Source organism: Streptomyces sp. NPDC088252 (assembly GCF_044740965.1).
Lineage (GTDB): Bacteria > Actinomycetota > Actinomycetes > Streptomycetales > Streptomycetaceae > Streptomyces.
Genome location: NZ_JBIURS010000017.1, coordinates 1 through 14,279, shown reverse-complemented (window position 1 = coordinate 14,279; position 14,279 = coordinate 1). Strand labels below are relative to the sequence as shown.

At 69.8% G+C, this 14,279-nt stretch carries 11 protein-coding genes; 4 read left to right on the top strand and 7 right to left on the bottom strand.

Annotated elements, in window-relative coordinates; genetic code table 11:
- Positions 1 to 9 precede the first annotated feature (9 nt).
- On the bottom strand, positions 10 to 1,260 hold the full coding sequence (locus ACIOHC_RS29065) for a geranylgeranyl reductase family protein (protein ID WP_365692298.1): 1,251 nt from the start codon (positions 1,258 to 1,260) through the stop codon (positions 10 to 12).
- Positions 1,261 to 1,407: 147 nt separating this feature from the next.
- Here ACIOHC_RS29065 and ACIOHC_RS29060 point away from each other — a divergent pair, with 147 nt between their 5' ends.
- Both ACIOHC_RS29060 and ACIOHC_RS29055 read left to right on the top strand, forming a co-directional pair.
- The gene (locus ACIOHC_RS29060) at positions 1,408 to 2,772 is read left to right on the top strand and encodes a dipeptidase (protein ID WP_401844599.1); all 1,365 of its coding nucleotides are present in this window, start codon (positions 1,408 to 1,410) and stop codon (positions 2,770 to 2,772) included.
- A 155-nt stretch (positions 2,773 to 2,927) separates the two neighbouring features.
- A complete protein-coding gene (locus ACIOHC_RS29055; RefSeq protein WP_351081212.1) occupies positions 2,928 to 3,638 on the top strand; it encodes an MBL fold metallo-hydrolase in 711 nt (236 codons plus the stop codon).
- Here ACIOHC_RS29055 and ACIOHC_RS29050 read toward each other — a convergent pair.
- The 4 genes from ACIOHC_RS29050 to ACIOHC_RS29035 form a co-directional block, all read right to left on the bottom strand.
- A complete protein-coding gene (locus tag ACIOHC_RS29050; protein WP_351081214.1) occupies positions 3,597 to 4,634 on the bottom strand; it encodes an NUDIX domain-containing protein in 1,038 nt (345 codons plus the stop codon). The two genes, ACIOHC_RS29055 and ACIOHC_RS29050, sit on opposite strands and share 42 nt — an antisense overlap.
- 219 nt (positions 4,635 to 4,853) lie before the next feature.
- A complete protein-coding gene (locus ACIOHC_RS29045) occupies positions 4,854 to 5,777 on the bottom strand; it encodes a carbohydrate ABC transporter permease (protein WP_351081216.1) in 924 nt (307 codons plus the stop codon).
- Positions 5,774 to 6,688, bottom strand: a complete 915-nt coding sequence (locus tag ACIOHC_RS29040; RefSeq protein WP_351081218.1) for a sugar ABC transporter permease — start codon at positions 6,686 to 6,688, stop codon at positions 5,774 to 5,776. The genes ACIOHC_RS29045 and ACIOHC_RS29040 overlap by 4 nt, the downstream gene beginning before the upstream one ends.
- 46 nt (positions 6,689 to 6,734) lie before the next feature.
- Positions 6,735 to 8,024, bottom strand: a complete 1,290-nt coding sequence (locus tag ACIOHC_RS29035; protein ID WP_351081219.1) for an ABC transporter substrate-binding protein — start codon at positions 8,022 to 8,024, stop codon at positions 6,735 to 6,737.
- A 266-nt stretch (positions 8,025 to 8,290) separates the two neighbouring features.
- On the opposite strand from ACIOHC_RS29035, the gene ACIOHC_RS29030 reads away from it, so the two are divergent.
- Positions 8,291 to 10,327, top strand: coding sequence for an NPCBM/NEW2 domain-containing protein (locus ACIOHC_RS29030; RefSeq protein ID WP_351081222.1), 2,037 nt, complete (start codon positions 8,291 to 8,293; stop codon positions 10,325 to 10,327).
- Between the two features lie 141 nt (positions 10,328 to 10,468).
- On the opposite strand, the gene ACIOHC_RS29025 is transcribed toward ACIOHC_RS29030, so the two are convergent.
- A complete protein-coding gene (locus ACIOHC_RS29025) occupies positions 10,469 to 11,488 on the bottom strand; it encodes an ROK family protein (RefSeq protein WP_351081224.1) in 1,020 nt (339 codons plus the stop codon).
- A 176-nt stretch (positions 11,489 to 11,664) separates the two neighbouring features.
- On the opposite strand from ACIOHC_RS29025, the gene ACIOHC_RS29020 reads away from it, so the two are divergent.
- Entirely contained in the window at positions 11,665 to 12,693 is a 1,029-nt protein-coding gene (locus ACIOHC_RS29020; protein ID WP_365692294.1) for a LacI family DNA-binding transcriptional regulator, read from the top strand.
- 99 nt (positions 12,694 to 12,792) lie between these two features.
- Here the strand turns inward: ACIOHC_RS29020 and ACIOHC_RS29015 are convergent, their stop codons facing one another.
- The gene (locus ACIOHC_RS29015; protein ID WP_401844717.1) at positions 12,793 to 14,091 is read right to left on the bottom strand and encodes a DUF6986 family protein; all 1,299 of its coding nucleotides are present in this window, start codon (positions 14,089 to 14,091) and stop codon (positions 12,793 to 12,795) included.
- Positions 14,092 to 14,279: the final 188 nt, after the last annotated feature.

The following is a 14,279-nucleotide window of genomic DNA, read 5'->3' as shown; positions in this document are numbered from 1 at the left end:
CGAGAGGCCCTAGCGGTCCATCGCGGACAGGGCCCGCTGCGCCAGCGGATGCGTGCGGACCAGTTCGGCCAGGGAAGTCGTTCCGCGGGTGACCCCGGCGAACGCGTTCCAGGCCGGACGGAACCCCGTCAGCACCGCGTGCAGCACCCCCGGGCGGCGCTCGAACAGCTTGAGCATGCGCCGCCCGACACCCATCTCGACACCCAGGCCCGCCTTGATGGCGAAGGCGTAGTTCAGCGCCTGGCGCCGGGCGTCCACCGCGTCGTGCGACTCCGCGATCCGGACCGCCCACTCACCGGCGAGCCGCCCCGAGCGCAACGCGAAGGAGATGCCTTCGCGGGTCCACGGCTCCAGCAGCCCCGCCGCGTCGCCACACACCAGCACCCGCCCGCGCGACAACGGCGAGTCGTCACTGCGGCAGCGCGTCAGATGCCCGGAGGAGATCTTCGGCTCGAAGCCGGCCAGACCGAGCCGGGCGATGAAGTCCTCCAAGTACCGCTTGGTCCCCGCTCCGTCGCCCCGCGCCGAGATCACACCGACGGTGAGGGTGTCCCCCTTGGGGAACACCCAGCCGTAACTGCCGGGCATGGGGCCCCAGTCGATCAACACCCGACCGGCCCAGTCCTCCGCCACCGTCTGCGGAACCGGGATCTCCGCCTCCAGGCCGAGGTCCACCTGGTCGAGTTTCACCCCGACATGGGCTCCTATCCGCCCCGCACTGCCGTCCGCGCCGACGACCGCGCGGGCCAGGACCGTCTCGCCCCCGGAGAGCACCACGGCGACCGTGCGCCGGTCCGGCACCGCGGCACCGTGCTGCTCGACCCTCGTCACCGTCGCTCCGGTACGGAGTTCGGCGCCCGCCTTCTGGGCCTCCTCGACCAGCCCCGCGTCGAACTCGGGGCGGTTGATGAGCCCGAAGAGCATCCGCTTGGAGCGGCGGGTTCGCGCCAGCCTGCCGTTGAGCGAGAACGTGACCGCGTGGATCCTGTCCCGCAGGGGCAGTTCGAATCCGGGCGGCAACGAATCACGCGAAAAACCGATGATGCCGCCACCGCACGTCTTGTAGCGGGGCAGCTCCGCCTTCTCCAGGAGCAGTACCCGTCGGCCGGCCACCGCCGCCGCGTATGCCGCGGAGGCTCCGGCCGGTCCGCCGCCCACTACGACGACGTCCCACACGGACGACTCTTCGTGCTCATGCCCGGCGTCTGCGTTCTCGCTGCTCACGATGTGCTTCTGCTCCCGATCCCACCAGTGGCCCATGCTGCTCACGGCATCCTACGGCGCGCCCGGCCCGGCCCCCTCTGTGGGAGGATCGACCGTACGTTCATCCTCCATGCAACGCCGCTCACTCGGTATGCATGTGCCCGGATACGTACCCATAACGTCGCACCCACGAGGAGCGTGCCCATGACCGCCCGTCCGATCTCCGAGACCATTGCCTCGCTGATGCCCCGTGCCAAGGCGGAGCTGACCGAGCTGGTGGCCTTCCAGTCGGTGGCGGCTCCCGCGCAGTTCCCGAGGAGCGAGTGCGAGGCGGCCGCCGACTGGGTCGCCGACGCACTGCGCGCCGAGGACTTCCAGGACGTCGCCCTTCTCGACACCCCCGACGGGACCCGGTCGGTGTACGGCTTCCTGCCGGGCCCGGCAGGCGCCCCGACCGTGCTGCTCTACGCGCATTACGACGTGCAGCCGCCGCTCGACGAGTCCGCCTGGCTCTCCCCGCCGTTCGAGCTGACGGAGCGGGACGGCCGCTGGTTCGGCCGCGGCGCGGCGGACTGCAAGGGCGGCTTCATCATGCACCTCCTCGCCCTGCGTGCGCTCAAGGCGCACGGCGGTGTCCCGGTCTCCGTCAAGGTGATCGCCGAGGGTTCCGAGGAGCAGGGCACCGGGGGTCTGGAGCGGTACGCCGAGGCGCACCCCGAGCTGCTGACCGCCGACACGATCGTCATCGGCGACACCGGCAACTTCCGGGTCGGGCTGCCGACGGTCACCGCGACGCTGCGCGGTATGACGATGCTGCGGGTCACTCTCGACACCCTCGAAGGGAACCTGCACTCCGGCCAGTTCGGCGGCGCCGCCCCGGACGCGCTCGCCGCGATGATCCAGCTGCTGGCCTCGCTGCGCGCCGAGGACGGCACCACGACCGTCGACGGACTCGCCACGGACGCCGACTGGGACGGACTGCAGTACCCGGAGGCCGACTTCCGCAAGGACGCGAAGGTTCTCGACGGTGTCGGACTCATCGGAACGGGTACGGTCGCCGACCGGATCTGGGCCCGGCCCGCCGTCACCGTCATCGGCATCGACTGCCCGCCCGTGGTCGGCGCGACTCCCTCGCTCCAGGCGAGCGCACGGGCTCAGATCAGCCTGCGGGTACCGCCGGGCCAGGACGCCGCCGCGGCGACGGAGCTGCTGACCACCCACCTGAAGGCGCACGCCCCCTGGGGAGCCAGGGTGTCGGTGGAACAGGTGGGCCAGGGCCAGCCGTTCCGCGCGGACACCTCCAGCCCGGCGTACACGTCGATGGCGCAGGCGATGGAGGCCGCGTACCCCGGCGAGAAGATGCAGACGTCCGGGATGGGCGGCTCGATCCCGCTCTGCAACACGCTCGCCGCCCTCTACCCGGAGGCCGAGATCCTGCTGATCGGCCTGAGCGAGCCGGAGGCGCAGATCCACGCGGTGAACGAGAGCGTGTCGCCCGAGGAACTGGAGCGGCTGTCGCTCGCCGAGGCCCTGTTCCTGCGGAACTACGCCGAATCCAAGCGAATCTGAGCACACGCCACCCACGTCCGGCCCCGCGGACCTACGGCACACGGCCGGCCCACGGGGTGCCGGGTCGGCCGCGCGGCCGGATCTACGCGCTGAGCGAAGCTCGCCCAGCGCGTAGATCCGGTCGCCGAGCGGGCAGGGCCACGTACGTTCGACGTATGGATCTCGTCGAGGTACTTCCTCAACTGCACATGTTCCGCTTCCCGATCGGCCAGGCGTATCTGTGGCGCGACGGCGCGGACCTGACGCTGATCGACGCGGGCGACATCGATGCCGCGCCCACGATCGAGGACGCGGTGCGCGGCCTCGGCCTGGACCCGGGCCGCATCGGCCGGATCGTCGTCACCCACGGGCATCGCGACCATTACGGCGCGGCCCAGGAGCTCGCCGACCGCCACGGCGCCGAGATCCTGGCCCATCGGCTGGACGCGCCGGTGATCCGCGGCGAGGCGGAGATCGCCGACCCCGTCCTGCTGGACTGGGAACGTCCGCTGTACGAGCACGCGCTGACCGTTCCTCCGGCGCCGCCGACCCGCGTGGACCGCGAACTGGCCGACGGCGACGAGATCGCGTTCGGTTCGGGGGCCCGGGTGGTCCACGCCCCCGGTCACACCCCCGGCTCCATCGGGATCCATCTGCCGCACCACGGTGTGCTGTTCACCGGGGACTGCGTGGCCGGGGTCGGCCAGGTGATACTGGGCGTCTTCAACATCGACCGTGCGCGGGCCGTGACCTCGTTCCGGCGGCTGGCCGCGCTGGAAGCGGCCACGGTCTGTTTCGGGCACGGCGATCCGCTCACCGTCGACGCCGCCGCGGTGCTGCGTGCGTCAGCCGACCGGGACTCCGGCCTCCAGGTTGAGCACGGTTGACCGCTCCCGGGCGCGCAGCGCCCAGCGCAGCCGTTCGTACCGGGTGGGGGGCAGCATGGTGGCCGCCTCCGACTCGGTGACGAAGCGCCAGCCGCGCAGTTCGGAACCGGGCAGCAGCAGCCGTTCGGCGTCGGCACGGGGCAGCGGGCCGCCGTCGAAGAGCATGCGCAGCCCCCCGTAGCCGGGGGGTTCGGGTGCCTCCCAGTCGACGACGAGCAGTTTCGGCACCCGGTCGAGATGGATGCCGATCTCCTCGGCCACTTCACGGATTCCGGCCTGCGCCGGTGCCTCGCCGGCCTCGACCACTCCGCCGGGGAACTCCCAGCCGGGCTTGTACGTCGGGTCGACGAGCAGGACCCGGTCGTGCTCGTCGAAGAGCAGTACGCCGGCCGCGACGGTCTCCGCGGTCGGCTCGGGGGTCTGCACGATCTCGCATGCGGCGGCCGTTCCGGTGCGGACCGCCTCGGCTATGTGCTCGGCCGTCTCGTACGGGGAGAGATCGCTGGTGTCGATGGTGTGGGCGTCCCCGGTGAGCCAGCCGAGCGCCGCCCGATAGGGCTCGATGTGTTCGTGGGCCCACTGCCGGATCCGTTCGCTGTGCTCCGGGTCGTCGGCGAACTCCACCCGGCCGGCGATCCGTTTGCGCAGGATCGTTTCCTCAGGTGAGAGCAGGACATGGCGCACCGGAATGCGCCGGGAGGCGAGCCCCCCGAAGATCTCATCGCGATACTCCTGTCGCAGCAGCGTCATCGGCACCACCAGAACCCCGGGCATCTCGGCGAGCAGGGCCGCCGCGGTGTCCACCACCAGTCGCCGCCAGATCGGCAGGTCCTGGAAGTCCGTCACCTCGGCAAGTCGCTTCTGGGGCAGCAGGTACCGCAGCCCCGCGCCGATCAGCTCGGGGTCGTAGAAGGTGCTGTTCGGGATCAGATCGACAAGCTCGCGCGCGGCGCTCGTCTTGCCCGCGCCGAACGCACCGTTGATCCAGACGATCACGGTTCCCCCTCTTCCGTAGCCCCCTGTGGCTTGCCCGCAACACCCTGCCGCGAAAACCCGGCTGTCGCGATGCTGTTACCGAAAGGGACCCTCGGACGGCCTTGGACCGCGTCCCGCACAGTCCTCGGTCGGCCTCCGCACCAGGTTCCCCGTCCCGGGTCGGCGGTGTCCCTCCGTACGCGTCCGGTTGTCGGCGGACCGGGACCGCCGACAACCGGACTACCCCTTGCTCGAACCCAGCGTGAGGCCCGCGATGAAGTGGCGCTGAAGCAGAAGGAAGACCACGAGCGTCGGCAGGGCGACGATGACCGAGCCGGCGGCGAGCAGGTTGTAGTCCGTAAAGAATTGGCCGCGGAGATTGTTGAGCGCCGAGGTGATGGGGAGCTTGTCGCCGTCGGACATGAAGACCAGGGCCCACAGGAAGTCGTTGTACATCCAGGTGAACTGGAGAGTGCCGAGAGCGGCCAGGGCCGGGCGGCACAGCGGCAGGGTGATCCGCCAGTACCGGGTCCAGACGCCCGCGCCGTCGACGACCGCGGCCTCCAGGATCTCCCGTGGCAGGGTACGCATGAAGTTGGCCAGCACGAAGACGCAGAAGCCGATCTGGAAACCGACCTGGACGGTGACGACGGCCCAGTACGAATCGAACATCGTCATCGAGTCGGACATCCAGTAGGGCAACGGGATGCGGTTGAACACGACGTAGAGGGGTGTGACGATCACCTGCTGCGGCAGCAGGTTCCCGGCGGTGAAGAGCATGAGCAGGACGAGCCCGCCGCGCACCTTCAGGCGAGCCAGCGCGAAGGCCACGAAGGAGGCGAGGAAGAGGGTGACGAGTACTCCCGGAACCGCGATGATCATGGTGTTGACGAAGTACTTCGTCATCCCGGAGTCGGAGAACGCCTGGCGGTAGTAGTCCAGGGAGAGATGGCGAGGCAGCGAGAAGTAGCCGTGCGCCGAGGTCTCGTCGTACGGCCGCAGCGAGGCGTACACCGCGAGCAGCAACGGGGCGAGGAAGGCGAGGGAGACCGCCATCAGGAAGGCGTGGACGCCGATCCTGCCGGGGCGGACACGGCGCCGGACGGCCGGGGCCGATGACGCCGACGGGGCGCCGGGACGCGCGGGGGCGGTGTGTACGGTCAACGGTTCTTCTCCCCTCGGAGTTCCTGGACCAGGTACGTCACGACGAATCCCAGGGAGACGGCCAGCAGGACGACGGCGATGGCGGAGCCGAAACCGATACGGCTGGCCTCACCGATGATGTTGTCGGTGACGAGCACGGAGAGGAGTTCGAGTCCGTTGCGGCCGTGGTTCACGGCGTACACGATGTCGAAGGCGCGCAGGGACTCGATGACCGTGATGACGCCGACGATGACATTGACGGGGCGCAACGTGGGGAAGACGACGCGGAAGAAGGTCTGGGCCTCGCCCGCCCCGTCGATCGCCGCGGCCTCCTTCAGCGAGGGGTCGACGGCCTTGAGTCCGGCAAGGTAGAGAATCATCACATAGCCGGTGTGCCGCCAGGCAGCGGCCAGCAGGACCATCCAGATGTTGAGGTCCGGATCGCCGAGCCAGTCGGTCGGCGAGCTCGTGTCCCCGATGACCGCGTTGAGGGCACCCTGGTCACGGGAGAAGACCAGTTGGGCGATGAAACCGACCACGGCGAGGGACAGCACGACGGGCATGTAGAGGGTCGACTGGTAGAAACGGCTGAAACGCACGCCCCTGTCGATGAGTACGGCGAGCAGCAGTCCGAACGGCGCGGCCACCAGACCGAGGAAGCCGAGCCAGAGCAGATTGTGCCGGGCGGCTGGCCAGAACTGCGGGTAGTTGGTGAAGAGGTTCGCGTAGTTCCGCGTACCGACCCACTTGATCTCACCGATGCCGTCCCAGCTGGTGAAGGAGAGCACGACGGAGGCGAGGGTCGGCCCCCACACGACGGCGATGTCGAGCAGGACGGGTATGCCGAGCAGCACACCGAGTACGACGAGGTCGCGGTTGGTGAACCGCCGCGTGACCCGCCGTCCGGTGCGCCGCGCCGAGATGAACGACACGGTCGGTACTCCAGGTTCGGTCGGATTCCATCGGGGACGTCCTCGGTCAGTCGGCGGCGAAGATGGTCTTCTTCTGGCGCTCGATGTCGTTGACCAGACCGTCTACGTCGTTCGGGTCGCTGATGAACCTCTGGATCGCCGGGATCATGACTGTGGAGGAGAAGTCCGGCCGGGTGTCCCGGTCCAGGAACTGGGAGATCTGCTTCGCCCCGGAGACCAGTTCCACGGCCTTCTTCTGGAGCGGTGAGTACGCGGAGATGTCCGCCTGGTCGCTGACCGCGATGTTGTTCGGGTCGCTCTTCAGGTAGATGTCCTCGGCCTTCCCGGTGGCCAGCCACTTGACCAGGTCCTTGGCGCTCTCCAGGGACTTCTTGTTCTTCAGGTTCTTCGACTTCTTCGCCAGCAGGAATCCGTCGATGGGTGCCTCGACCGCCTCCTGCCCGTGTTCCGGGTTGATGACGGGGAAGGGGAAGAAGTCGATGTCGCCCTGTTCGCCCTTGGGGAACTGTGCGCCGGGGTGCGGCAGGCCGAACACGGCCATGCCGGCCTCCTTCTTCTGGAGGCCGGTGGCGGCTTCCTGCCAGGTACGGCCGTTGGCCCCCTGCTGGCAGTACGGCAGGAGCCTGCGCCAGGTGTCGAAGACCTCCTTGACCCGCTTGTCGGTCCAGGCGACCTCGCCCGCCATCAGGCTCTTGTGGAACTCATAGCCGTTGGTCCGCATGTCGATGTAGTCGAAGGTGCCCATGGCGGGCCAGCCGTCCTTGTCGCAGAAGGCGATGGGGTCGAGCTTGTCCTTCTTCATCTGCTTGGCGAGCGCCACGTACTCGTCGAGCGTCTTCGGGGCTTGATAGCCGCGGTCGGCGAACAGGCTCTTGCGGTGGAAGACGGCCCACGGATAGTAGTAGTAGGGCGTGAGGTACTGCTTGCCGTCCGCACCGGTGGACTGGGCTTTCAGCGCGTCCGAGAAGCCCTTGTAGTCCTGCCAGTTGTCGCTGATGTCGTGCAGCAGGCCTTTCTCGGCGAAGAACTCCATCCGGTTACCGGCGAACCACATGAAGACATCGTCCGGCTTGCCCTGCAGATACCGGTTGATGTTCTCCTGAAAGGTGTTGTGGTCGACGGTGTTGACCTTCACCTTCCGCCCGCCCGACTGTGCCTCGTACGCCGCGAAAGCGTCAGCGAAGGCCTTCTTCGGAATCGGGTCGGACGAATTCGAACCCAGGGTGATCGTCTTTCCGTCACCACCGGGGCCGCTCCCGCAGGCGGTGAGCAGCGAGGGAAGGGCGACGGCTCCCGCGCCCACCGCAGCACCACGCAACAGACTTCGTCGGGACATCCGATGTCCTGCGACGCTGCCCGGCACACTTGACCTGTCGTAATCAGACTGCGTCATGCCCAACTCCCCTGGGATGCAACCCAACACAACCGAACGTGCGATTGGATCTCACCCCCAAGTGATGGTGCAGTCAAGGGTTTTGACGAGATACCGAACAACCGGCACCCTCGCCCTTCCAACAGACTTCAACACGCCCTAACGTAATCGCACGTATTGGCGTGCACATGCCGTCATCCGATCATGCACGAGTATGGAGGAACGTAACGATGCGTCATCTTCCAACCCGTACAACCCGAATCAGCCATCGCAAAGTCATCGGAGCGCTGCTGGCCGGACTGCTCTGCGCTGCGGGGGCCACCGTCCCCGCCGCCGCCGACTCGTCAGCTCCCGTGCCCGCACCGGCTCCGCAGGCCGACAACGGGCTCGCGCTCACACCTCCGATGGGGTTCAACAATTGGAACTCGACGCACTGCCGCGCCGAGTTCAACGAGTCGATGGTCAAGGGCATCGCCGACATCTTTGTCGAGAAGGGCCTCAAGGACGCCGGCTATCAGTACGTCAATCTCGACGACTGCTGGGCGAAGCCGCAGCGCAATGCGGACGGCGAACTGGAGGCCGATCCGCAGCGCTTTCCGAACGGCATCAAGGCCGTCGCCGACTATGTCCACTCCAAGGGCCTGAAAATCGGCATCTACACCAGCGCCGGTACCAAGACCTGCGACAGCGTGGGGCTTCCGGGTGCGCTCGGCCATGAGTACAGCGATGCGCGGCAGTTCGCGGATTGGGGCATCGACTACCTCAAGTACGACAACTGCAACAATCAGGGAGTCGACGCGAAGAAGCGCTATACGACGATGCGTGACGCGCTGGCGGCGACCGGCCGCCCCATCGTCTACAGCATCTGCGAATGGGGCGAGAACAAGCCCTGGGAGTGGGCCGGTGAACTCGGCAACCTCTGGCGCACGACCGGCGACATCAATGACAGCTGGGGCAGCATGCTGTCGATCATGAAGCAGAACCTGCCCCTCGCCGCCGCCGCGGGCCCGGGCCACTGGAACGACCCCGACATGCTGGAGGTCGGCAACGGTGGCATGACGGACACGGAGTACCGCACCCACTTCTCCATGTGGTCCGTGATGGCGGCCCCGCTGCTCATCGGGTCCGATCTGCGCAAGGCGGGCCCGGAGACCTTCGAGATCCTCTCCAACCGCGAGGTCGTCGCAGTCGATCAGGACCCGCTGGGCAAGCAGGGCACCGTGCTCTCCTCCACCGCCGGGCGCTGGGTCGTCACCAAGGAGATGCAGGACGGCAGCCGCGTCGTGGCTCTCTTCAACGAGACCGGCGGCGCGCAGCGCATCTCGACGACGGCCGAGGCCGTGGGACTTCCGAGGGCGACCGCGTACACGATGCGCGATCTGTGGGAGCACACGACGTACAACACCGCGGGCGACGTCTCGGCGACCGTCCCGGCACACGGCACCGTGCTGCTGCGTATCGCCGCCGACCGCAAGTGGGCCGCGCACCCGCCCGCCGTGGAACTCGGCGTCGACGCCGCCCCGTTGATCGAGGCCGGCCGCACCTCCGCACTCACGACGACGGTGACGGATCTCGGCCGCACCACCGCCACGAAGGTGTCCACGGCCCTCACCGGCCCCTCGGGCTGGCAGGTGAGGGCGGTTTCGCCGACCGGTTCGCCGGCCCTGCCCACCGGCCGGTCCCTGACCACCCGCTGGCAGTTGACGGCGCCCGCGGGCACGGCCTCCGGGACGTACGACCTGACGCTCACCGCCCGATACCGCTCACCGGCCGGGACACCTGTGACGTCCGCGGTCCCGTTCCAGGCACACGTGGTGGTCGCACCACCGTCGGGTGTCAGCCATATGAGCGATCTGCCCATGCTCTCCGCCACCAACGGCTGGGGGCCGGTCGAGAGGGACACCAGCAACGGTGAGAACAAGGCCGGCGACGGGAATCCGCTCACCATCGGCGGCACGGTCTTCGCCAAGGGCCTCGGTGTGCACGCCGACAGCGTCGTCGAGTTCTACACCGGTGGGGCGTGCAGCGCCGTGACGGCGCAGGTCGGGGTCGACGACGAGAAGGGCGCCGAGGGCACGGTCGCCTTCGAGGTGTGGGCCGACGGTACGAAGGCGGCGTCGACCGGTGTGCTGACCAACGCGATGCCCGCGCAGCCGCTCTCGGCGGATGTGAGCGGCGCGCAGGTCGTACGTCTGGTGGTCACCGATGGCGGGGACGGCATCGATTCCGACCACGCGGACTGGGCGGATCTGCGGATCGCTTGCTGACGACGGAGAGGTGACCGGGGGTCGGGGGCGCGGGTCGCGCGCCCCCGATCGCCGATCGGGCATGAGGGCGTCGCCGGCGCGTCCGGTGCGGCCGAGGCACCTCGTCGGGCGCGTCCGGCGTACGAGGGTCTCCCGTCCGGATCACGCCGGGCTCGCGGGGCCCGGCACCGGGCCCCGCTCGCTGATCCTGCCTGATCCGGACGGCAGGCCCCGGACCGTCACCGCTCCACCTCTGCCCACGCGGATCGCGGCGGCCGCCGCGCCCACCAGTCCCGCGTCGGTGCCCATCACCGCCGGGGCCACCGTGAGCTGCCGGACGAAGGAGAGCGCGGCGTACCGGCTCAGGGCATGGCGCAGCGGAGTGAAGAGGATGTCGCCCGCTCCGGCCACTCCCCCGCCGATCACCGCGATATCGATCTCGACGAGCGTGGCGGTGGCGGCGATGCCGGCGGCCAGCGCCTGCGCGGCGCGCTCGAACGAGGCGAGGGCGATCCGGTCCCCGGCGCGCGCGGCGGCGGCCACGGCAGCGGCCGTGGCGTCGCCTTCCGGTCCGGGCCGCCAGCCGGCCTCCAGCGCCCGGCGCGCGATGTTCGGTCCGCTGGCGATGCGTTCGACACAGCCGCGCGAACCGCACGGGCACGGATCGCCGTCCAGATCCACGCTGACGTGACCGATGTGCCCTGCGTTGCCCGTGGGACCGGGGTGCAGCCTGCCGCCGAGGACGAGTCCGCCGCCGACGCCGGTCGACACGACCATGCACAGCGCGTTGTCGTAGCCCCGGGCCGCGCCCAGCCAGTGTTCGGCCGCCGTCATCGCGACCCCGTCGCCGACCAGTTCGACCGGCAGACCACCGACCGCCTCGCGGACCCGCGCGACCAGCGGGAAATCACGCCAGCCGGGAACGTTGACGGGGCTCACCGTGCCGGCCGAGGCGTCCACCGGGCCCGCGCTGCCGATCCCGACGGCCCTCGCCCGTCCCCACAGCGGTGATCCGGACAGCTCTGCCAGCACCTCCGCCACGGCCTCCATCACCGTCTCGGCGCTCTCCCGGGCGGGCGTCGGCCGCTGCGCCCGAACGAGGAGCGCGCCGCCGCCGTCCACCAGCGCGGCGGCGATCTTGGTGCCGCCGATGTCCAGCGCGGCGACGAGGTCGGTAAGCATCGGTGCGGCTCCGTGAGTAGGTGGCGGGGACCTGCGGCTTCGGTAAACAGTCTCCCCAGTCTCCATTCAGCTGACAACGTTGTCCAGGGCCTATGCTCGACGGCACAGTCCCCGGCCTCCCCGCGGCATCGCTCGCGGGACCGCCGGACCGCCCGCCGACGACAGGACAGCGCACCGTGGCCGAGACCGCCCGTCACCCCGAGACCCGTTACGGCAACCGGCCGACCATGAAGGATGTGGCCGCCCGTGCCGGAGTGGGCCTCAAGACGGTCTCTCGTGTGGTCAACAGCGAGCCGGGGGTCACGCCCGACACCGAACGCCGGGTCCAGGAAGCCATCGAGGCACTCGGCTTCCGCCGGAACGACAGCGCACGGGTCCTGCGCAAGGGCCGCACCGCCTCGATCGGCCTGGTCCTGGAAGATCTCGCCGACCCCTTCTACGGGCCCCTGAGCCGCGCCGTGGAGGAGGTCGCCCGTGCCCACGGCGCGCTGCTCATCAACGGTTCGAGCGCCGAGGACCCGGAGCGTGAGCAGGAGTTGGTGCTCGCCCTGTGCGCGCGCCGGGTGGACGGGCTCATCGTGATTCCTGCGGGCGACGACCACCGGTATCTGGAGCCGGAGATAAGGGCCGGCATCGCCACCGTCTTCGTGGACCGGCCGGCCGGCCGGATCGATGCCGACGTGGTCCTCTCCGACAGCTTCGGCGGCGCCCGCGAGGGCGTCGCCCATCTGATCGCGCACGGCCACCGCAGGATCGGCTTCATCGGTGACCAGCCGCGCATCCAGACCGCGACCGAGCGGCTGCGCGGCTATCACGCGGCCATGGCGGACGCCGGGACAGCGGTCGAGGACTCCTGGGTCTCCCTCGGCTCGACCGACCCCGGCCGGGTCCGCGCCGCCGTCGAGGAGATGCTCTCCGGTCCCGAACCCGTCACCGCGCTCTTCGCGGGCAACAACCGGGTCACGGTGACGGCAGTGCGTGTCCTCGCCGAGCAGGAACGCCGGATTGCCCTGGTCGGCTTCGACGACATCGAACTGGCCGACCTGCTCGGCATCACCGTCATCTCGCAGGACGCCGCCGCGGTCGGCCGCACCGCCGCCGAGCACCTCTTCCGCCGCCTGGACGGCGCGGTCCACGCCCCGGCCCGCGTCGAGATCCCCACCACGCTCATCCCCCGCGGCTCGGGCGAACTGCCGCCTGCCTGAGCGTCCGGGCAGCACCGCCGCGCGACCGGTCCGGCCGGATCCGGGCCCTCGCGTCGGGCGGCCGTCCGGTCGCCGGCGCGGCCGGTGTGCGCTCCGCCGTTACGGCGCGGTCACCGTGAGCCCGCCCCGGCGCGGCGACGCGAACGCGTCGAGGTCCGCGCGCGTCAGCCCGGTCAGACGGGCGACCTCGGCGGTGTCCAGGGCACCGCAGTCGATGCCGCGCAGGAGGTACCCGCTGAGCGCCTTGGCAGTGGCGGGTTCGTCCATGACGTCGCCACCGGCCTTGGCCACGTACGCCGCAAGGCGCGCGGCGGCCTGCTCCAGGCCCTCGCGGTAGAAGGTGTACACGGCCGCGTAACGCGGGGGCAGGTGACCCGGGTGCATGTCCCAGCCCTGGTAGTAGGCGCGGGCCAGGGCGCGGCGGGTGAGGCCGTAGTGAAGCCGCCAGGCCTCGTGGACCTGGTGGGTGGGGCCGACAGGGAGGACGTTGGTGGAGCCGTCGGAGACCCGTACGCCGGTGCCCGCGGCGGCGACCTGCATGACGGCTTTGGCATGGTCGGCGGCCGGGTGGTCGCTGGCCTGATGGGCCGCGCTGACGCCGACGCAGGCGCTGTAGTCGAAGGTGCCGTAGTGCAGACCGGTGGCGCGCCCCTGCGCGGCGTCGATCATGCGGGCGACGGCGGCGGTGCCGTCGGCGGCGAGGATGGACTGGCTGGTCTCGATCTGGATCTCGAAGCCGAGCCGGCCGGCCAGCAGCCCGTGCGCGCTCTCGAACGCTTCGAGAAGACGGACGAAGGCGGTGACCTGCTCGGGGTACGTCACCTTGGGCAGGGTCAGGACCAGACCGTCGGGCAGACCGCCCGCCTGCATCAGACCGGTGAGGAAGACGTCCGTGGTGCGGATGCCGCGGTCGCGCACGGCCGCCTCCATGCACTTCATCCGGATGCCCATGTACGGGGCCGCCGTACCGTCCCGGTACGCCTCCGAGACGAGCCGGGCGGCGCGAGCCGCGTCCTCGTCCTCCTCGGCGTCGGGGCGGGGACCGTAACCGTCCTCGAAGTCGATGCGCAGGTCCTCGACGGGCTCGCGCTCCAGCTTGGCGCGCACCCGGTCGCGGACGGGCGCGGCGAGTTCGTCCGGGATACCGAGGGCCGCGGCGAACGCTCCCGCGTCGGGGGCGTGCTCGTCGAGGGCCTGCAGCGCCTGGTCGCCCCACGAACGAATGGTGCCGGAGGTGAACGTGTCGCCGGGGACATAGACCGTGTGGACCGGCTGGCGCGTCCCCGGGTCCCCGGGATAGCGACGGGCGAGCTCGGCGTCGACCGCGGTGAGGGAGGCGCTGATCTCCTCGCTGACCGCACCGGCGAGGCTCCTTGCCACCTTCTCCTGCTGACCCATCTCCACACCCTCCACAGTCACGTCGTTTCCGCTTCCCGGAATCAACAATCCGTATAGTGAAGTTATAAGGCCGTCGGATCTGCGTCAATGGCGCTCGAAAGCGGTCCGGGGCCGTGTGGTGAGTACACACCACACGGCCCCGGACCGTCGGGACAGCGTCGGGGACGCAGGGGTCAGCCCTTGCGGGA

Coding starts and splice junctions, on each gene's coding strand:
- ACIOHC_RS29065 (WP_365692298.1), bottom strand. CDS start 1,260: ATGGGCCACTGGTGGGATCGGGAGCAGAAGCACATCGTGAGCAGCGAG.
- ACIOHC_RS29060 (WP_401844599.1), top strand. CDS start 1,408: ATGACCGCCCGTCCGATCTCCGAGACCATTGCCTCGCTGATGCCCCGT.
- ACIOHC_RS29055 (WP_351081212.1), top strand. CDS start 2,928: ATGGATCTCGTCGAGGTACTTCCTCAACTGCACATGTTCCGCTTCCCG.
- ACIOHC_RS29035 (WP_351081219.1), bottom strand. CDS start 8,024: ATGTCCCGACGAAGTCTGTTGCGTGGTGCTGCGGTGGGCGCGGGAGCC.
- ACIOHC_RS29030 (WP_351081222.1), top strand. CDS start 8,291: ATGCGTCATCTTCCAACCCGTACAACCCGAATCAGCCATCGCAAAGTC.
- ACIOHC_RS29025 (WP_351081224.1), bottom strand. CDS start 11,488: ATGCTTACCGACCTCGTCGCCGCGCTGGACATCGGCGGCACCAAGATC.
- ACIOHC_RS29015 (WP_401844717.1), bottom strand. CDS start 14,091: ATGGGTCAGCAGGAGAAGGTGGCAAGGAGCCTCGCCGGTGCGGTCAGC.